This window comes from Streptomyces abyssomicinicus (assembly GCF_008974245.1).
GTDB classification, from domain to species: Bacteria; Actinomycetota; Actinomycetes; order Streptomycetales; family Streptomycetaceae; genus Streptomyces; species Streptomyces abyssomicinicus.
The window spans coordinates 554,969-574,333 of sequence record NZ_BBZI01000007.1; the positions used below are offsets into that span (position 1 = coordinate 554,969).

General features: G+C 70.8%; 14 protein-coding genes. 8 read left to right on the plus strand and 6 right to left on the minus strand.

Translation table 11 applies throughout. The annotated features are described in order from the left end of the window. Position 1: 1 nt before the first annotated feature. The gene (locus GBN72_RS15815) at positions 2-958 is read right to left on the minus strand and encodes a cyclase family protein (RefSeq protein WP_151772426.1); all 957 of its coding nucleotides are present in this window, start codon (positions 956-958) and stop codon (positions 2-4) included. Next, positions 955-1,953 (minus strand): fumarylacetoacetate hydrolase family protein, encoded by a 999-nt coding sequence (locus GBN72_RS15820; RefSeq protein WP_151772427.1) that lies wholly within the window; start codon positions 1,951-1,953, stop codon positions 955-957. The genes GBN72_RS15815 and GBN72_RS15820 overlap by 4 nt, the downstream gene beginning before the upstream one ends. A 127-nt stretch (positions 1,954-2,080) precedes the next feature. On the opposite strand from GBN72_RS15820, the gene GBN72_RS15825 reads away from it, so the two are divergent. After that, positions 2,081-2,995, plus strand: a complete 915-nt coding sequence (locus GBN72_RS15825) for a LysR family transcriptional regulator (protein WP_151772428.1) — start codon at positions 2,081-2,083, stop codon at positions 2,993-2,995. Positions 2,996-3,215: 220 nt separating this feature from the next. Next, positions 3,216-4,451, plus strand: coding sequence for an MFS transporter (locus tag GBN72_RS15830; protein WP_151772429.1), 1,236 nt, complete (start codon positions 3,216-3,218; stop codon positions 4,449-4,451). A 229-nt stretch (positions 4,452-4,680) separates the two neighbouring features. Here GBN72_RS15830 and GBN72_RS15835 read toward each other — a convergent pair whose 3' ends face one another. After that, positions 4,681-5,730: a LacI family DNA-binding transcriptional regulator gene (locus GBN72_RS15835; protein ID WP_151772430.1), complete on the minus strand. Its 1,050-nt coding sequence runs from the start codon at positions 5,728-5,730 to the stop codon at positions 4,681-4,683. Positions 5,731-5,978: 248 nt separating this feature from the next. Between GBN72_RS15835 and GBN72_RS15840 the strand changes: the two genes are divergently transcribed. The 5 genes from GBN72_RS15840 (at position 5,979) to GBN72_RS15860 (ending at position 14,747) form a co-directional block, all read left to right on the plus strand. Next, complete coding sequence (locus GBN72_RS15840) at positions 5,979-7,289, plus strand: ABC transporter substrate-binding protein (RefSeq protein ID WP_151772431.1); 1,311 nt, start codon at positions 5,979-5,981, stop codon at positions 7,287-7,289. 90 nt (positions 7,290-7,379) lie between these two features. Continuing rightward, positions 7,380-8,264: a carbohydrate ABC transporter permease gene (locus GBN72_RS15845; protein WP_151772432.1), complete on the plus strand. Its 885-nt coding sequence runs from the start codon at positions 7,380-7,382 to the stop codon at positions 8,262-8,264. Positions 8,265-8,269: 5 nt separating this feature from the next. Beyond that, positions 8,270-9,172, plus strand: coding sequence for a carbohydrate ABC transporter permease (locus GBN72_RS15850; RefSeq protein WP_246212524.1), 903 nt, complete (start codon positions 8,270-8,272; stop codon positions 9,170-9,172). 46 nt (positions 9,173-9,218) lie between these two features. After that, complete coding sequence (locus tag GBN72_RS15855; RefSeq protein ID WP_151772433.1) at positions 9,219-11,807, plus strand: alpha-L-rhamnosidase; 2,589 nt, start codon at positions 9,219-9,221, stop codon at positions 11,805-11,807. A 444-nt stretch (positions 11,808-12,251) separates the two neighbouring features. Further along, positions 12,252-14,747 (plus strand): beta-glucosidase, encoded by a 2,496-nt coding sequence (locus GBN72_RS15860; RefSeq protein WP_246212526.1) that lies wholly within the window; start codon positions 12,252-12,254, stop codon positions 14,745-14,747. A 333-nt stretch (positions 14,748-15,080) separates the two neighbouring features. Here the strand turns inward: GBN72_RS15860 and GBN72_RS15865 are convergent, their stop codons facing one another. The 3 genes from GBN72_RS15865 to GBN72_RS34630 form a co-directional block, all read right to left on the minus strand. Next, positions 15,081-15,626 (minus strand): hypothetical protein, encoded by a 546-nt coding sequence (locus GBN72_RS15865; protein WP_151772434.1) that lies wholly within the window; start codon positions 15,624-15,626, stop codon positions 15,081-15,083. A 158-nt stretch (positions 15,627-15,784) separates the two neighbouring features. Beyond that, positions 15,785-16,966, minus strand: a complete 1,182-nt coding sequence (locus GBN72_RS15870; RefSeq protein ID WP_151772435.1) for an acyl-CoA dehydrogenase family protein — start codon at positions 16,964-16,966, stop codon at positions 15,785-15,787. Between the two features lie 494 nt (positions 16,967-17,460). Continuing rightward, positions 17,461-18,363 carry a hypothetical protein gene (locus tag GBN72_RS34630; protein WP_151772436.1) on the minus strand — a complete coding sequence of 301 codons (903 nt, stop codon included), beginning with the start codon at positions 18,361-18,363 and terminating at the stop codon, positions 17,461-17,463. A 540-nt stretch (positions 18,364-18,903) separates the two neighbouring features. On the opposite strand from GBN72_RS34630, the gene GBN72_RS15880 reads away from it, so the two are divergent. Then, positions 18,904-19,215, plus strand: coding sequence for a hypothetical protein (locus tag GBN72_RS15880; RefSeq protein WP_151772437.1), 312 nt, complete (start codon positions 18,904-18,906; stop codon positions 19,213-19,215). Positions 19,216-19,365 lie beyond the last annotated feature (150 nt).

The following is a 19,365-nucleotide window of genomic DNA, read 5'->3' on the forward strand; positions in this document are numbered from 1 at the left end:
ACTACTTGACGGCGACGGGGTTGACGGGGGAGCCCACGGCGCCGGTGATCGGCAGCGGGGCGGCGGTGAGCCAGAACTCGTGGACGCCGTCGGCCGCGCAGTCCTCGGCCAGGGCCTCGAGGTCCCACATCTCACCGATCAGCAGGCCGATGTGCGGGATGGCGACCTGGTGGAGCGGCTGGAAGGCGTGGTCGAACTCGTTGGGCCGCACCTCGAAGCCCCAGGTGTCGGTGGCGATCGCGGCGATCTCGCTGCGGTGGAGCCAGGACGCGGTGGTGAACGACAGGCCCGGGGCGGGGCCGCCCGCGTAGTCGCCCCAGCCCTCGCGGCGCACCCGGGCGAGCTGCCCGGTACGCACCAGGACGATGTCGCCTTGGCCGACCGTGACCCCGTGGGCCTCCGCGGCGGCCGCGAGGTGCGCCTCGGTGATCGCGAACCCGTCGGGCAGTTCGCCGCCCTCGCCCGCCGTGCGGCCGACGTCGAGCAGGACGGCGCGCCCGGCGATGTGCGGGGCCAGGTGCTCGATGCCGGTGACCAGGTCGCCGTCGGAGGTGACGACCTGTTCGGCCGGACGTCCGTTCCACGCCTTGCCGTGGTCGAAGATGTGGCCCAGGCCGTCCCACTGGGTCGAGCACTGCAGCGGCATCGCGATCACGTCGTCGGCGCCGCCGATCCCGTGCGGCAGGCCCTGGTTGCCGAGCGCCGCGTCGGTGCCGGTGTCGAGCATGGTGTGGACCGGGTTGGTACGCCGCCTCCAGCCCTTCTGCGGGCCGTCGATGTCGAAGCGCTGCGACAGCGAGAAGCTCACGCCGCGGCGGATCAGCGCGGCACCCTCGCGCCGCTTGGCGTCGTCGAGGAAGTTGACGGTGCCGAGGCGGTCGTCCTCGCCCCAACGGCCCCAGTTGGAGCACTCCTCGGCGGCCTGGGCGATCGCGCCCTCGGGGTCGGCGCGGTTCACGCTTCCTCCGCGAGACAACGGGTGCGCTGCGTACCGAGACCGGTGATGGAGGCCTCCAAGACGTCGCCGTCGCGCAGGAGCCGGCCCCAGTGCATGCCGTTGCCTGCGGGGGAGCCGGTGAGCACGAGGTCACCGGGCAGGAGCTGCGCGGTCCGTGAGGCGTAGGCCACCATGCGCGCGACGTCGAAGATCATGTCCTTGGTGGACTCGTCCTGCATGACCTCGCCGTTCAGCCGCAGCGTCAGTCGCAGGTCGCCGGTGTCGCCGACCGACTCCGCCGGCACGATCCAGGGGCCGAGCGGGGTGAAGCCGGGCGCGTTCTTGCTGCGCAGCCAGTCCGTGCCGATCTGCGGCATGTCCCGGCGGAACACCGTGGCCCGGTCGGTCAGGTCGTTGGCGATGGTGTAGCCCGCCACGTACTCCAGCGCCTCCTCGGGCGTCACCCGGTACGCGGGCCGGCCGATCACCGCCGCCAGCTCGAGCTCCCAGTCCGGCTTCCCCGCCCACGCGGGCAGCGTGACGTCGTCGTACGGGCCCGTGAGGGAAGTGGGCAGACCGATGAACACGTACGGCAGGTCCTCGGCGGCGCGGCGGTCCATGATCTCGGCCGCCTCGGCCCGGCGCTCCTCGTCCGGGCGCTCGTCGCCCGGCGCGCGGTGCGCGACGTGCAGGTCGATGACGTGCTGCCGGTAGTTGGCGCCGGACTGGAACACCTGCCGCGGCTCGACGGGCGCGAGCACACGGAACTGCGACAGCGGACGCCGCACGGGCTCCGCACAGGCGGCGATCTCCCGCAGGCGGGGGAGCGCCGTTGGCCACTGCTCCAGCAGGCCGCGCATCGTCAGCGCCGGTTCGTCCAGCACCGTCCGCAGGTCGACGACCTGTCCTTCGCTGTCGACGAGGGCGGGGAAGGCGCGGCCGTCGTCGGCCGCGAGAGTGCCGAGGGCGAAGGGCCCGGCGAAGAGTGCAGAAGCGGATCGAGGTTTCACCGACATGTCCTCCTGATTGCGATGGGACTAATCTGGACCCGCATCGCGCAATCAGGGAAATAGATTCTGTGGATCACTGCCATCAGTACGACGAATAGTTGGAGATGGGTCGGTCCGGAAGGGACTTCGCCTCGTGAACCTGGCCCGCCTCGACCTCAACCTCGTGGTCGCGCTCCGCGCCCTCCTCGAAGAACGCAACGTCACCCGAGCCGGACAGCGCGTGGGTCTGAGCCAGCCCGCGATGAGCGCCGCCCTGGCCCGGCTGCGCCGCCACTTCGACGACGAACTCCTCTCCCGCGAGGGGAGCCAGTACGAACTCACCGCCCTCGGCCAGGTGCTCCTCGACCGCACCGCCACCGCCTACGACGTGCTCGAACGTCTCTTCACCAGTCAGGCCGACTTCGATCCGGCCACCGAGACCCGCGAGTTCCGCATCGTCTCCTCCGACTACGCCGTCGACGTCTTCGGTGTCGAGCTCGCCCGCGTCGTGCACGAGGAGGCCCCGGGCATCCGCCTGCGCTTCACCCGCACCCCCCTCACCGTCGTCGACGACACCGCGAGTCTGCTCAGCGCCACCGACGGCCTGTTGATGCCCCACGGCGTCATCAGCGGCTTCCCCGCCACCGACCTCTACGACGACCGCTGGGTCTTCGTCGTCGCCGACGACCACCCCAGCGTCGAGGACCGCCTCACCCGCCAGGACCTCGCCCGCCTGCCCTGGGTCACCTACCAGCGCACCTACGACGCCCCGGCGGTCCGCCAGCTCGGCATGCTCGGCATCGAACCGCGCGTCGAGGTCTCCTGCGACAGCTTCCACGCCCTGCCCGCCCTCGTCGCCGGCACCCGCCGCATCGCCCTCGTGCAGGCCCGCCTCGCGCACCGGCTCGCCCCGATCGCCGCCGTACGCGTCCTCGACCCGCCCTACGAGGCCGTGCCGCTCCGCGAGGCCCTGTGGTGGCATCCCGTGCAAACGCATGACGCGGCCCACATCTGGTTCAGGGAGACCGCGGCGAGGGTCGGGCGCCGCATCGCGGACACGCAGCCCTGAATGCCCCCGTGCGCCACTTCGCGCAGGGGCTACGGGAACACGGCGGAGCTCCGATCCACGGAACGGATGGCAGCCATCGTGAAACCGGATGGCGGGGAGGGTGGGCAGCGCGGTCGGCGACACGCATAGTCGAGGGCATTCCGCCCCGGTTCCGGCGCCACCCCCATCAGCCACCTCGACCGGGTGCCACTCTCACCCCTCCCCTTACTGGAGTGCCGTGATGCCCGCTTCCGTCGTGCCGCCGTCCCACGAACACGTACCCGACACCGCCCCGGCCGGACGCCTTCCCGCCGTCGTCCTCATGGCCGGAAGCTGTCTGCCCGTCCTCGGAGCGGTGCTCCTGGCGCCCGTGCTGCCCCGTATGCAGGACCACTTCGGCGGCGTGCCGGGCAGCGCGGCGCTGGTCCCCCTCGTCCTCACCGTCCCGGCGCTCGCGCTCGCCCTGCTCGCCCCCTTCGCCGGGATGATCGTCGACCGGCTCGGCCGCAAGCGCCTGCTCGTCGCCGCCACCGTCCTGTACGCCCTCTTCGGGACGGCGCCCCTCTGGCTGGAGTCGCTCCACGCCATCCTGATCAGCCGTGTCCTGGTGGGCATCGCCGAAGCGGCGATCATGACGGCCTGCACCACCCTGATCGGCGACCACTACAGCGGGGAGCTCCGCGACCGCTACCTCGCCCTGCAGACCATGTGCGCCTCCGCCTCGGCCACGGTCTTCTTCGTCCTCGGGGGAGTGCTCGGGGCCGCCGACTGGCGCGCTCCCTTCTGGCTCTACGCCGTCGGCCTGCTCATCGCGCCCGTCATGGCCCGCGTCCTGCCGGCGCCTGGCCCGTCGAAGCGCGGCACCGAGACCGGGGCGCCGCTCCCGCGGCGTCCGTTCCCCGTCCGGCGTATGGCCGGCGTCTGCCTCCTCACCGTCTTCGGCGCCGTCGTCTTCTACACCGTCCCCGTCGAGATGGCCTACCTCCTGGACGCCCTCGGAACCGACTCCACCGGCACCATCGGGGCCGTCACGGCGGTGGCGAGCGCCGCGACCGTCCTCGGCTCCGTCCCCTTCACCCGTCTCTCCCCGGACCGTCGCCACCGCCTGCCCGCCCTGCTCCTCCTCTGCGCCGCGGGCTTCCTGCTGATGGGCCTCGCCGACAGCCTCCCCCTCCTGATCGCCGGCGCCGTCGTCAACTGTGTCGGCACCGGCCTGCTGTTGCCGTCGCTGGTCACCCGGGCCATGTCCCTCCTGGAGTTCGCCGACCGGGGCCGCGGCATGGGTCTGTGGACCGCCGCCTTCTTCCTCGGCGAGTTCCTCTGCCCTCTGGTCCTGCTGGCCGGCAAGGAACCGGCGGGCGGCCTCGCCACTGCCGTCGCCCTCCTCGGGGTGGCCACCGCGGTCCTCGCCGCGGCGCTCCTCACGGCCGCCCGTCGCCCCGTACCCGCCGGCTCGCCCGAAAGTGTCCGGCAGTGATCCGGGCAAGGTGCCGAGCGGAACGCCCAAGGTGGAACGGCATGACCGGTTCGGGTGTCCCCCCCTTTTCGGGTGTCCCCGCCTCGTGGACGTGCTGAGGAGTCTGCCCGGCCGTGCGCTCGACGAGCGCACGGCCCGCACGCGTGCCCACGGCGTGGGCGCCGCGCCGGCGGACCGACGGCGGCAACGCCACCGCACGCGGCGAAGGGCGCGTTCCAGCGACCCGCGGCTACCGGACGCCGGGTGCCGCGGTGCTGCGCCGGACGACCAGCCGTGGGGTCATGGTGGTCTGCATGGCCCGGTCCCGCCGTCGTTCGACGCGTTCGATCAGCATGCGTGCGGCGGTCGCGCCCATGGTGTGACCGGCCTGATCCACGCTGGTGAGCTGGACGGGAGCGAGCGAGGCGATCGCGGTGTTGTTGTAGCCGACCAGCGAAACGTCGCCGGGGATGGACAGCCCGAGATCGGCGGCAGCGCGGTAGATACCCAGAGCCGCGACGTCGGCGCCGGTCAGGATCGCGGTGGGACGGTCGTCACCGGACAGCAGGGCGAGGCCGGCCGTGTGGCCGCCGTCGTCGGAGTAGGCGGCGTGACGCACGCGTGCGCGGCCGGACAAGCCGTGGCGGTCCATGGCTCGGAGGTAGCCGTCGGCGAGGGCGATCTCCGGAGTCCGCTGCCAGCGACCGGCCTTGTTGCCGGCCGCCGAGACCAGGGCGATGTCCCGGTGGCCGAGCGCGACGAGGTGGTCGACCACCAGCCCCGCGCCCACGTCGTCCGCGTCCACGACGGAATCGTGGACGTCGGAGGCGTCGTGGTGGCCGATGACCACGGTAGGGGTCACCGCGGCCGTCGCCAGCACCTCCGGGCGCGGAGTCCCGGGCGCGATGAGGATCAGGCCGTCCATCTGACGGTCCACCAGTGCCCGGACGGTGCGCGCCTGGTCCTCCGCGCCGAAACCCGCCGCCCCGATGAGCACCGTGTACTCGCTGTCCTCCAACTGGTCGCGGATGCCGTCGAGGATGTCGGCGAAGAACGGGTTGCGGACGTTGTCGAGCAGGACGCCGACCGTGTAGGTGCGTCCCCGCATGCCCCGGGCGGCGGCATGGGGCCGGTAGCCCAGCTCGGCCATGGCGGTCCGGACCCGTTCCTGCATGGCCGGACTGACGCCGTAGGCGTTGCGCATGACCTTGGACACCGCGGCGGTGGATACGCCGGCGTGGCGGGCGACATCGGTGATGGTCACCCGCTTGGCGTTCCTGGCTGAGCTGTCCGTAGCCATGAGAACCCTGATCTCCTCGTTCACGGTGCAACGTTCTACGCCCGGAGCCGGCAAGGGATTCCTGTGTTCGACCAGGCGAAGCCGATGTTACGCGTCTGTGTCTTGACGACGCCAGAGGGATGACGCCATGGTGTTTCCAGACTGATGGAGAACGTTCTACACCCTCCGTCTCTGCGCGGCCGATGTTCCCGCCGCCCCTCGCGCCCGCTGAGCGCTTCTTCTTCTCTCACGATCCCTGGGAGTCTCCAGTGCCCCACCGCATGCTCCGTGCCCGCCGCCTGACTCTTGTCTCGGCCGGCGCCATGTCCATGGCCCTTCTCGCCACCGCCTGTGGTGGAGGCGGCGGTGGCACCTCCGCGGCGCCCAAGGACTTCACCTACCTCGGCGTCACCGAGAACACGACCACGCGCACGGCGCTGGCCACGCTCTCCGAGGGCTCCTGCAAGGCCGAGAACGACGCCCTGCCGCTGAAGACCGAGACCGTCCCCCAGGCGCAGCTGGACCAGAAGCTCCAGCTGCTCGCCGGTCAGGACGCCCTGCCCGCCCAGTTCGCCGCGGGCAACGCGCCCGCGCTGACCAAGCAGCTCGCCAAGAGCGGCAAGGTCGCGGACATCGAGCTCGAGCTGAAGCGTTACGGTGCCCTCGACCAGCTGGAGCCGGCCGCGGTCTCCACGATCAAGGCCCTGTACGGCGGCAAGCTGATGGCGCTGCCGTACGAGTACAACATCGAGGGCTTCTTCTACAACAAGAAGCTCTTCGAGGAGAACGGCATCGCCGTCCCCGGCACCTGGGACGAACTGCTCGCCGCCGCGGACGAGCTGGACGCCAAGGGCGTCCAGCCGTTCTCCGCCTCCGGCGCCCAGGGCTGGCCGCTCACCCGCCTCATCAGCGGCTACCTCTACCGCAGCCTCGGCCCGGACGCCCTCGAGAAGGTCGCCGACGGCAGCGCCGAGCTGACCGACCCCGAGTACGTCAAGGCGGCCGAGGAGGTCGCCGCCCTCGGGAAGAAGGGCTACTTCGGCAAGGGCGTCGGCTCCATCGACTACGACACCGCGATGAACCAGTTCCTCACCGGCAGGTCCGGCATGTTCTACATGGGCAGCTGGGCCCTCGCCAACATCGCCGACCCCGAGCAGAACAAGGTCGGTGCCGAGAACGTCGGCTTCATGCCCTTCCCCGCCGTCAAGGGCGGAGCCGGCTCCATCGACCAGTACCCCTCCAACATCGGTCTCGCCGTCACCTTCGGCTCGAAGACCTTCAACGACAAGACCGGTGACTGGCTCGGCTGCATCTCCAAGAACTACGGCAGCACCGCCCTGAAGGACCACGGCGCCATCTCCGGCTTCAAGGTCAACACCCCGGTCGAGGACGCCAACGAGGTCACCACCACCGTCCGGAAGACCATCAGCTCCTCCCAGCAGAACGTCCTGTGGTTCGAGGCGCTCTTCAGCACCAAGGCCACCACGGTCAGCAACACCACGGCCGCCGGTCTCGTCAACGGCAGCGTCAGCCCCCAGCAGTTCATGGAGACCGTCCAGGCCGCACTGGGCGGTCGGTAACCCCCGCGGGACGGGCGGCCCGCCGGGCCGAGGCGCGCCGCCCGTCCCCGTCCGGCCGCCCCTTCACCAGAAACGAAGTGGACACCACTCATGCACCGCGTACTCGGTGACCGCAGGGCGATCACGATCCTGCTCGGTCCCGCACTTCTCGTCTACTCACTGATCATGCTGGTCCCGATGGTGTGGTCGCTCGGGTACTCCTTCACCGAGGGCAACTCCATCGAGGGCTTCACCGGCAACGGCCTGGACAACTTCAGCCGGCTCCTCGACGACCCGGCCGTCCACGACGCCTTGTGGTTCACCCTGAAGTACGCGGTCGTCGTCACCGCCGGCCAGGTCGTCGCCGGCTACCTCCTGGCCCTGCTCTACGTCTTCTTCCTCAAGAAGGCGTCCGCTCCGGTCCGCACCCTGGCCTTCTTCCCGGTCGTACTCCCGACGGTCGCCGTCGGCCTGCTCTTCCAGAAGCTCTTCCAGGTCGCCCCCCAGCCCGGACCGGTCAACTCCCTCCTCAACGCTTTCGGCTTCGAGTCCGTCGACTTCTTCGGCAGCGCCGGCAGCGCCTTCTGGGTCCTGATCATCATGGACATCTGGCGCTCCATGGGGTTCTACGCCGTCCTGCTGTTCGCCGGGCTCGTCGACATCCCCGACGAGGTCCTCGAGTCGGCCCGGCTCGACGGCGCGTCCGGCCCGCGTCTGATCCGCCACATCGTCCTGCCGCTCTCGATGCCCGTCCTCATGTCGTCGCTGATCTTCAGCATCAACGGCACCCTGAAGGTCTTCGACTCCGTCGTCGCCCTCACCAACGGCGGGCCCGGCAACGGCACCACCCCGCTGACCCTGTACATGTTCCAGTCGTCGTTCACCTACAGCGAGTACGGCTACGGCAGCACCATCGCGCTGCTCCTCACCGTCGTCTGCCTCCTGGTGAGCCTGGCGGTCTACCGCGTCTCGCGGCGCGACAACACGGAGAGCTGAACGCCATGGCCATCGACACCCTCCAGAAGACCGCCGGCACCGGCCACCGGCGCACCGAGCGGTCGCCGCTCCGCGCAGCACGCAAGGCCGGCGGCCGCATGTGGGTCCGGCTCGCCGTCGCCGTCCTCCTGATCATCGAGGTCTACCCGCTGATCTGGATGTTCCTGACCTCGGTCAAATCCAACAGCGACTATCTCGACAACTCCACCTGGAGCCTGCCCACCACCTGGGAATGGGGCAACTACGCGGAAGCCTGGACCACCGGCAACATCGGCCTCTACGTCAAGAACAGCCTGCTGGCCGTCGTCCCCGCACTCGCCCTCATCCTGCTGCTCGGTACCGCGGCGGGCTTCGCCCTGCAGATCATGGTCTGGAAGGGCCGAAGCCTGACCCTCCTCGTCTTCCTCGCCGGCATGATGGTCCCCCCGCAGATGATCCTGCTGCCGCTGTTCACCATCTACTTCCAGACCGGCCTGTCCGGCACCCTGTGGCCGCTCGTCCTCACCTACACCGGCACCGGCCTGCCCCTGACCGTCTTCATGATGGCCACCTACTACAGGACCGTTCCGCGCGAACTCCTCGAGGCCGCCACCCTCGACGGCGCCGGCATCCTGCGCGCCTTCTGGACCATCAGCGTGCCCATGGTCCGCAACGCCCTGCTCACCGTCGGCCTGGTCCAGTTCTTCTTCATCTGGAACGACCTGCTGATCGCGCTGACCTTCACCAACAGCCAGGACCTGCGCACCGTCCAGGTCGGCCTGCTCAACTTCTCCGGCGACTTCGGCGCCACCCAGTACGGCCCGCTCTTCGCGGCCATCTGCATCAACGTCTTCGGCACCCTCGTGATCTACCTCTTCCTCAACCAGAAGGTCATGAAGGGCCTCACCTCGGGAGCGGTCAAAGGCTGACCGCGGCCTGCCGCCCCACCTCCCGAGCACACGAAAGGCCCCTTCCTTGCAGCCCTTCCAGCCCTCCCCGCCGCGCTTCGAGCACCTGACGGACGGTCTCGGCATCGGAACCGGCACCCCCCGGCTGTCCTGGACCCCCGCCGCCGAAGCCGGCGACCAGCACGCCTATGAAGTCGAGGTCGAACGCCACGGCCGCACCCACCGCACCGGCCGCGTCACCGGAGCCGACCACGTCCTCGTCGCCTGGCCCGCCGAACCGCTCACCTCCCGCGAACGCGCCGTCGTCCGCGTCCGCACCTGGTCGGCAGGCGACGACGAGCCGTCGGGGTGGAGCGAGCCCAGCACCGTCGAGGCCGGCCTGCTCGCGCCCACGGACTGGTCCGCGGTACCCGTCGGCGCGGCCTGGGACGAGGACCCGGCGGCAGAACGCCGCCCGGCCCGGGTGCGCAAGCACTTCCGTGCCGACGACAAGCCGGTCCGCAGCGCCCGGCTCTACATCACCGCCCATGGCCTGTACGAGGCCGAGATCAACGGCATCCGCGTCGGTGACGAGGCCCTCGCCCCGGGCTGGACCGTCTACCCCCACCGGCTGCGCTACCGCACGCATGACGTCACCGCCTTCCTCACGCACGGCGCCAACACCATCGGCGCCTGGCTGGGCGACGGCTGGTACCGCGGGAAGTACGGCTTCGACGGCGGCACCCGCAACATCTACGGCACCGACCAGTCCCTCGTCGCACAGCTGGAGATCACCTACGCCGACGGCACGACCACCGTCGTCGCCACCGACCGCACCTGGCAGGCGGCACCCGGTCCCATCCTCACCAGCGGCCTGTACGAGGGGGAGACGTTCGACGCCCGTCTCGACGACCCCCACTGGTCCACGCCTTCGGCATCGCCGGACGGCTGGACCGCCGTACGCACCGGCACCAGGGACCCTCGGACGCTCGTCGCGCCCGACGGGCCCCCGGTCCGCTGCACCGAGGAGATCCGTCCGGTCTCCGTCACCCGCACCCCCGACGGCCGTCACCTGCTCGACTTCGGCCAGAACCTCGTCGGCCGCCTACGCGTCACCGCCGACGGCCCCGCCGGCACCACCCTCATTCTCCGCCACGCCGAGGTCCTGCAGGACGGCGAACTCGCCACCCGTCCCCTGCGGGAAGCGCACTCCACGGACACGCTGATCCTGCCCGGCACCGGGCCGTACACCTGGGAGCCCCGCTTCACCCTCCACGGCTTCCGGTACGCGGAGATCACCGGCTGGCCCGGCGAGCTCGCCCCGCACGCCGTCGCCGCACGCGTCCACCACACGGACATGCGCCGCACCGGCTGGTTCACATGCAGCGACCCGAGGGTCAACCGGCTCCACGACAACGTCCTGTGGAGCATGCGCGGCAACTTCGTCGACATCCCCACGGACTGCCCGCAGCGCGACGAACGCCTCGGCTGGACCGGCGACATCCAGGTCTTCGCCCCCACCGCCGGCTTCCTCTACGACTGTGCCGGCATGCTCGACTCCTGGCTCACCGACGTCGGCCTCGAACAGCTCCCGGACGGCACCATCCCTTGGTACGTTCCCGTCATCCCCGGCGAACCGATGTGGACGCCCATCCGGCCCGGAGCCGCCTGGGGCGACGTCGCCACCCTCACCCCCTGGGCCCTCCACCGGCGCTTCGGGGACCTCGAACTCCTGCGCCGCCACTACGCCATGGGCAAGGCGTGGGTGGACCTCGTCGAGAAGCTCGCCGGCCAGGACCGGCTCTGGGACACCGGCTTCCAGCTCGGCGACTGGCTCGACCCCGCCGCCCCGCCCGACGACCCCGCCGCCGGCCGCACCGACCGGTACCTCGTCGCCACCGCCTACTTCGCTCACTCCACACGCCATCTCGCCCGCGCCGCCCGCGAACTGGGCAACCCCGGTGACGCCACCCACTACGGCACCCTGGCCGAGGAGATCACCACGGCCTTCCGCCGCCGGTACCTCCGCCCCGACGGCCGCCTGACCAGCGACAGCCCGACCGCGTACGCCCTCGCGATCGTCTTCGACCTCCTGGACGCGGGCTCGCGCCAGGCCGCCGGTGACCGACTGGCCGCACTCGTCGAGCAGGACGAAGCCCGTATCGCCACGGGCTTCGTCGGCACCCCCCTCATCTGCGACGCGCTGACCGACACCGGGCACCTCGACACCGCCTACCGGCTGTTGCTGCAGACCGACTGCCCCTCCTGGCTGTACACCGTCTCCATGGGCGCCACCACGATCTGGGAGCGCTGGGACAGTCTGCGACCCGACGGCACCCTCAACCCCGGCGGCATGACCTCCTTCAACCACTACGCCCTCGGCGCCGTCGCCGACTGGCTCCACCGGGTCGTCGGCGGCATCGAGGTCACCGAGCCAGGCGCCCGGGCCCTCGCCTTCCGGCCTCGCCCAGGGGGCGGCATCACCTGGGCGCGCACCCGCTACGAGACGCCGCACGGCACCGCCTCCTTGTTCTGGGAGACCACCTCGGACGGCATGAGGGCAGAGATCACCGTGCCCCCGAACTGCACGGCCGTCGTCGAACTGCCCGGGCGCGCACCCGGCAGACTCACCTCGGGCAGACACACCCTTCAGTCCACCGACGTCATCTCACAATGACCGGCGACATCCGACAACCCCGCGCGGACCCGGCATGGATTTCCATCCATGCCGGGCAGGCGTGTATCTCCGTGTCGTCGGACCGGCCTCATTCATGCCGCAGATGGGAGTCATCGCAATTTCGTATGGCGAGCCGTCGAGTGCTCGGCGGATTACCGGCGAAATTCTGCACCGACCGTTGTGGATGACGCGTCGTCACAGGTCAGAACGCATGAGCTGAATTCATGGAGCTCGACGGGTTGACCCGATGAGTTCGCGGCCATAGCTTTTCGAATTGCGTGAGGTGCTGAGATCGAAGCACCTGAAACTCCTTGAGGTCCTCGCGGGACGCGGGCAGACCTCGAGGGAGAAATTGAGCGCTCCGGCCAATTCCCCTGCAGCCGGATAACACAGCATCCGATTCCGCGGGCCCCGCCCGCTGTCCTCACTCTCCGGAGAGTCGCCGTGAATCGACGCGCCTTCCTGTCCGCCGCCATCGCCACGGCCGCGGTCGCCACCATGAGCCCTGGAGCCACCATTCAGGCAATCGCCGCCACCGACCCCCGCGTCCTCGACCGCGTCGACGCCGTTCTCGCACGGATGACGGCCGCCGAGAAGGAGGCGCTCGTCCGCTGTGACTTCGCCGCCCTCGCCCACCTCGGCATTCCCGCGCTGACCATGGTCGACGCCTCCGCCGGACTGCGCGGCGAGCGGAACGTCACCGCCTTCCCCGTCCCACTCGCCCAGGCCGCGGCCTTCGACGAGGACCTTGCCCGCCGCATCGGCGTCGCCATCGGCACCGAAGGACGCGCCAAGGGCTACAACACGCTCCTCGGCCCCACCGTCGACCTCACCCGCACCTGGCACTTCGGCCGCCAGGCCGAAAGCCTCGGCGAGGACCCGCTGCTCGCCGGACGGCTCGGAGCAGCCCTCACCACCGGTATGCAGAGCCGCCAGGTCACCTCCACCGTCAAGCACTTCGCCGCCTACACCCAGGAGGCGAACCGCTTCTTCACCGACACCGCGGTGTCCGACCGGGCCCTGCACGAGACCTACCAGGTGCCCTTCCGCCACGTGATCGCCGCAGCCCCCACCACCTCGGTGATGATGGCCTACCCCAAGATCAACGGCACCTTCGCCACCGAGAACCCCGCCCTCTTCGACGACGTCAAGAACCGCCTCGGCCTGCAGGGCTACACCGTCCCCGACTTCTGGGCCGGGAACGACCAGGTCGCCGCCGCCAGGGCCGGCATGGATCTCGCCGGACTCGGCCCCGGCGGCGTGAAGCTGGCACCCGGCGCACTCACCGACGGCTCCGTCCCGGCCGCGCGCCTCGACGACGCCGCCCGCCGCGTCCTCGTCACCATGTTCGCCAACGGCCTCGTCGACAACCCCGTTCCCACCACGCCGGCCCCGGACGTCAGCACCCCCGAGCACAAGAGCCTCGCCCACGAGGCGGCCCTCGCCTCCACCGTCCTGCTCGCCAACCGCTCCGCAGCCCTGCCGCTGCCCGCCACCCTCAAGACCCTCGCCGTCATCGGGCCGGCCGGAACCGACGCCCTCACCGGCGTCGCCGGATCCACCTTCGTCGACCCCGGCACCTGGACCACCCCACTCCAGGCCATCAAGGCCCGCGCGGGCAGCGCCGTCAAGGTCGCCCACGCCCAGGGCACCGTCGGCGACATCCCCCTGACCACCGTCCCCTCCACCGTCCTGCGCACCCCCGGCGGGGCCGCCGGCCTCACCGGCCGCTACTACGCCTCGGCCCAGCCCACCGGCACCCCGGTGGCCACCCGCACCGACAGCACCATCGACTTCACCGGTGCCCCGGTCGACAACCTCCCCACGGTCTGGTCCGCGACATGGTCCGGCACCCTGACCCCGACCCACACGGGCCTGCACCGCTTCTCCCTCCTGCCCGCGGGCACCGCCGTCCTCAAGATCAACGGCGTCGCCGTCGTCTCCGGCTCCCGAGGCACCCGCCGCTTCTTCCTCGGCACCCACGACTACCCCCTCCAGGGCACCGTCGAGCTCACCGCGGGCCGGACCGTCACCGTCGAACTCACCTACGACAACGCCGTCGCCGACCCGGACAGCATGGGCCGGAGCACCTGCGGACTCACACTCGGCTGGCAGCCCGCCTCCCTCATCCCGGCCGCCGTCCAAGCCGCCCGCACCGCCGACGCCGCCATCGTCTTCGTCAACCGTATGGCCGGCGAAGCCATGGACCACGAGCAGTTCACCCTCCCCGCGGACCAGAACCAACTCATCACCGCCGTCGCCGCCGCCAACCCCCGCACCGTCGTCGTCCTGAACACCGACGGGCCCGTCGCGATGCCCTGGCTCGGCGACGTCGAGGCCGTCGTCCAGGCCTGGTACGGCGGCCGAGGCATGGGCACCGCGCTCGCCGCCGTCCTCTTCGGCGACAGCGACCCCTCCGGCCGGCTCCCCGTCACCTTCCCGGCCGGCACCACCCAGGGTCCCGGCACCATGACCGCGACCTACCCCGGCAAGAACGCCACCGTCTCCTACGACGAGGGCACCGCCATCGGGTACCGCTACTACGACGCCAAGGGACAGCAGCCCCTGTTCCCCTTCGGGCACGGCCTGTCCTACACCACCTTCGCCCACGGCTCCCTCGAAGCCGCGTACGACGCGGTCGCCAGGACGGCCACCCTCTCCGTCACCGTCACCAACAGCGGCAAGCGTGAGGGCACCGACGTCGTCCAGGTCTACGCCACCCTCCCGGCCGCGGCGTCAGCCGAACCGCGCCGCCTCGTCGCCTTCCGCAAGCTCACCCTCGCCCCCGGAGCGAGCCGGCGCATCACCTTCGCCGTCCCCGCCGACGACCTCTCCATCTGGAGCGCCGGCGCCTGGACGCTCGTCCCTGGCCTCTACACCTTCGCCACCGCCCGCAACTCCCGCACCGTCACCGTGCAGCGGGCAGTCGACATCAACTGACCGGATCGCGCCGAGCGCCGGTACGTGGAAGCGCTGGACAAGGCGAGCCGGGCCGCGGCCCTGCGTGCGAGGGCAGTCCGCCCGACCTGTGCCGTGTCCATTCCCTGCCCGGAACGATCCATCCAGGGCCGGCGAACCCCCGGGGCGGTGTCGATCGGCCCTCCACAGCCGTGCGGAGGCGGTGGCCGCAGGAACGCGTGCGTGAGCGCGCTCGTCGCCCCGTCGGGGCCGACCGCAACCGGAGTCGGGCGGATCCACCTCGTCGACCACGATGTCGTCGAAGAGTCCATCCCCTGTGGGGGTGTTCGACGGGTGAGGTGGGTGAGGCGCTGTCTACCAACGGTGCCAGACCGCGGCAGGTGCGCCGTCCCGCGCAACGGACGGGTCGTCGCCTGCGACGAAGAACAGGGCCGAGGTGACGATGCGGTCGCCGGCGCGCTGGGCGCCGATCTCAAGCTGGAAGCCGTCGCAGGAGATGTCGCCGCTGGGACTGAACCGTAGACCGGTGTCGTGCTTGACCGCGTGGGCTTCCATGTCCTGCGCGAGCTGCGACGGTACACGGCCGACGAGCCGAATGCCCTCGCAGCTCACCTGCGGACCGAGTCGCCCGTCGACGCGGACGTAGGCCAGTTCTCCGTTCGTGGAGAAGTAGCACTCCACCGCCCCCTGGCTCATGGGCGTGTCCTGCTTGGAGAAACTCACGGGGTCCCACCCCGGGCCGTACCCGTCGAGCCGAGTGACGAAGCCGTGCGCGGCCAGGGCCGCGATGACCTCCCCCCGGTGCATGTCCATGCGCAGAGGACCCAGGGTGCGCCCGGGGAGGTAGTTCCAGTCATCCCGCTCCGCGTCCGGGAGTACCGGCCACATGTCTGTATCCATCGCACGATGATCGTCCACGCGGTTCACGTCCCGCGCATCAGGGGCCGGGGCGAAGCCCGGCTCCCAAGAGGCCGCCGGACGGGGCTCGGACAGCGTCACCACGTCACCACGCCTCCACGTCGGGCGTGGGCGTACTGCGACCGAATGGGCGACGAGCGTCACTGGGTCAGATCGAGGAAGCTCCATCGTGCCTCGGGCAGGGCGCCGCTGAGCCACTTCCCACAGTTCTGGAGCACCACCGGGCTCGAGGTGATGTGCTGGGTCCCCGTGTGAAGATCGCGCAGGAAGCGGTCGATCGGGCCGCGTCGGATCGCCGCCGAGCCCGCCCAGCGGTGGACGGTGCTGCCCACCTCCCGCGCGGTCGACGTCGCGTGGTTGAGGACGAGGCGCAGCAGGGTCTCCTGCTCCGTGGTGAGCGGGTCGCCCGAGTCGAGGGTGGCTTCGAAGTCGCGCCATGCCTCTGCCGCCCACGCCCGTGCGGCCCGGAGCCGGGCTTCCGCGGTCGCGTACTCCGCGTGGAACTGGGAGGTGTCGACAGCGGCACCACGCGTTCCGGTGCGGGCCTGGGCGACCTCCTTCAGCTCGTCGAGCAGACGCCGTCCGACGCCCAGTGCCCAGCCGGTGTGCCCGATCGCGGCCATGTTGACCAGACCGAGGCGGTAGACGGCGCCACCGTTGACGGGGGTGGTCGTGGTGGCGAGGTAGGTGTACTCGTGCGGGACGTACACGTCGTGGCAGTGGTAGTCGATGCTGTGCGTCGCGCGCAGCCCGAGCACGTCCCAGTTGCCGTCGAGCGTCACCTGCGACTTCGGCATGGCGAGGACCCGCATCTCCCCGGTGTCCTCGACCTGGATCAGGCTGTGCACGTGCGTGGCGTGCGCCATTCCGGAGGCGAACTGCCAGTTGCCACTGACCAGGTAGCCGTCCTTCACCGGAACGGCCCGGCCGGGCCGGGTGCCGTGCCCGGCGACCAGCGCGTACTCCCCGCCGGCGACGTCGGGGAACAGGTCGGCCGCCGCGGCCTCCCCGATGAAGGCCGCAGTGGAGCCGGTCACCAGTTGCAGGGCGAACATCGTCCAGCCGGCCGCCGCGTCGTGGTAGCTGAGCCGCTCGACCGTCTCGATCAGCTGCAGGGGGGTGAATTCGAATCCGCCGAGGCTCTTCGGCAACTCCGCCCTGACGGTCCCCGCGTCCAGCAGGGCCCGCGCGGTGTGCTCGGGAAGTCTGCCGAGGTCCTCCGCGGCATCCGCGTCCGCGTCGAGCGACCTGCCCAGCGCGTCGATCCGATCCAGCAGCGCGGGCAGTTCCGGGCTGCGATGCAGCCGAGCCGTGGCTGTCATGCCGTACCTCACCTCACCGTTGCTGATCGGACGTCATGTCACGTGCCGCTGGCGGGAGTTCTGGGTCCAGGCGAGGGTGGCCCGCCAAACGCGATCCTCTCACGCGGGCGGTCCGTCGTCTGCCGAAGAGCCGTGAAGCGGGGTTCGCGGCCGTTGGTTCTGCACAGGTCGGCTGCGAGCGGAGCACGAACTCATGGGCCCTGACATCGTTCAGGAGCCGACAATGAGCCGGGACGGCCCGCCGCCTGGGCCTTTCGCTACGGCGGTACCACCCTCACCGGTGGCCGCTCCTGGCGCCTTCCGGATCGGCCGTGCCCGTGGAGAGGGCGGTGCGCGTCGGCAGGGCGAGATGGGCGACGTCCGTGTCCGGGACCGGGTCGTGCCCGGGATGGAGACCGTGGGGCTGGGTGCCCGCCCCGCCGAGCTGGTCGCCGCCGTGGACCTCGAGCGGACCGGCGACGGTGCGATCCCCGAACCGGGGAGGGCGTCGAGGTTCATCCTCTCCTGGAGTTCCAGGCCCGGGTCACGGCCTCGCGGAGACCCGCATCGTCGAGATCCCCCGGCTCGGCGAGGTCCGGCTCGACGGCGTAGTCCTCGAGCGTCAGGAACACCTGATCGAAAAGATCGGCAAGCGGCTCACGGATCCTTTCGCCGTTCGCCTGGGAGATCCGATGGTTCTCCCACCAGCCGCGTGCGAACTCCGGGGCAGTGCAGGGGCCTTGTGTGAACGCGGCGAGGAGCGCCAGCAAACGCGCTGCCGCGCTGTCCGGGGCGACTTCCTCCGGCCGGGACCAGGCCCGGTTCCGCGGGGGATGGGCGGCAGCGACTGCGGACAGGCCCGGGCGGCTTACTGAGACGGTTTCCGCGTAGCGGCCGAAGAGGGCTCGCGCCGCGTCGACGCCCTCACCGACGGCCGCCGTCATGAAGGAGACGGGGCCTGCGACGAGGGCGTGGCCCGCCTCCGGGAACAGGACAGCGCCCCGCAGGTCGGGCGTGACGAGCAGACTCGGCGGACGGATTCCCGTCCATTCCTCGCCGACCGCCAGGGAGACCGAACCGGTGGAGGTGCCGCCCCGGCCGGTCAGGTCGACATGCAGGATGTGCGCCGCCCCCATGGCACGGCAACCGGCCGTGATCCGGCGGGCCAGCGCCGCGCCGAGCTCCTCTCCCACGGGAACCGGGGCGAGCGTCTTGCCGAGCAGCCACCCCCGCGCGAAGGCGCCGTCCGCGTCCAGAACGGGCGTGGCGGCAATGGGCAGTTCTTGACGCTCCGGTCCATACCCCAGGGGCACCCCCGCCGCGGCGTCCGCAGCCCGGTGCGTCGGTCCCCTGCTGCCGGAGTCCGCCGGCACGTCGATGGCCGCATCGCCCGGGCGAACCCGACGCTCCCGTTTCACCTGCTCAAAGTACCCCGCCTGTGGTACCGCAGGTGTGGTGATTGGGCGGCAGGTGTCGGACGGGGGGTGGTGTCGGTGGCCGTGGGTCATCTGGTGACCGTGGTGCGATCTGAGGGAGAGGGAGCGAGTTCTGCGGAGTTTTCGAGGCTCCCGCGGCGGTGTCGAGCTTGCGGCTACGGTGCGGTTGCCTCGCCGGACTTCGGCGGACAGATGCCCTAGATGTCCGGACGACCTTCTGGCGCAGTTGCCAACCCCCGCCCAGCGAACAGCCCTTCTGAGGTGCCATCATGACTTGCCGTCGACCGGTCCTCGGACCCCGCTCCCGCTCCGGTCCTGCGCTCGCCGCCGTCGTTATTGCCGTCCTGGCCCCTCACGGGGGCGGGATGTGGCGCGAAGGAAGAGACCAGGGACTACTCGGTTCCGGGCACCCTCTGCGGCATACGCGTCGACATCAAGGAACTCACTCCGTTCCTCCCGCCGGGGAAGAAGCTTTCCGTCAAGCCGGACGTCTCTCCCTCGTCGACCTGGTGCGATGTGTCCGTGGACGGGAAGCTCGCCGTCAGAACGGTGCAGAAGTGGTGGCAGGGTGGCCGGGACACGGCGTATTACCTTCGCAGCCAGACCCTCGACAGGGTGGAGGAAACTGCGGAGGAGGGGCGGTTCGTGTATTCCGGCTGGCAGGGGTTCGGCAGGACGGAAGACTGCGTCGACGCCAAGTACGAGCAGGAGCTGTACACCGGGATCCAGGCCTACGGTTCCGATCACAGGGACGCCGAGGCGGTGAAGCGTCTGATCGTGTCCTTCACGGCGGAGGTCGAGAAGTCGGAAGGGTGCGACGCGCGAGCGTCGTGAGGGGCACGTCTCGTGACCCCCGGTTTCGTGCCGGGCGCCCGGGCCTGCGGACCTCCGGCGGTGCCGTCGGAACCCGGCGGCGGAGGGGCGCCCCCGCTTCGGAGCGTCCTCCGCCCGCCGGGTCCGCGACCACGACCACGGTGCTGCTGA

What these genes read in the sequence shown, in the direction of transcription:
- GBN72_RS15835 (WP_151772430.1), bottom strand. Translation starts at nt 5,730, where the DNA reads ATGGCTACGGACAGCTCAGCCAGGAACGCCAAGCGGGTGACCATCACC.
- GBN72_RS15850 (WP_246212524.1), top strand. Translation starts at nt 8,270, where the DNA reads ATGGCCATCGACACCCTCCAGAAGACCGCCGGCACCGGCCACCGGCGC.
- GBN72_RS15865 (WP_151772434.1), bottom strand. Translation starts at nt 15,626, where the DNA reads ATGGATACAGACATGTGGCCGGTACTCCCGGACGCGGAGCGGGATGAC.
- GBN72_RS15820 (WP_151772427.1), bottom strand. Translation starts at nt 1,953, where the DNA reads ATGTCGGTGAAACCTCGATCCGCTTCTGCACTCTTCGCCGGGCCCTTC.
- GBN72_RS15830 (WP_151772429.1), top strand. Translation starts at nt 3,216, where the DNA reads ATGCCCGCTTCCGTCGTGCCGCCGTCCCACGAACACGTACCCGACACC.
- GBN72_RS15845 (WP_151772432.1), top strand. Translation starts at nt 7,380, where the DNA reads ATGCACCGCGTACTCGGTGACCGCAGGGCGATCACGATCCTGCTCGGT.
- GBN72_RS15870 (WP_151772435.1), bottom strand. Translation starts at nt 16,966, where the DNA reads ATGACAGCCACGGCTCGGCTGCATCGCAGCCCGGAACTGCCCGCGCTG.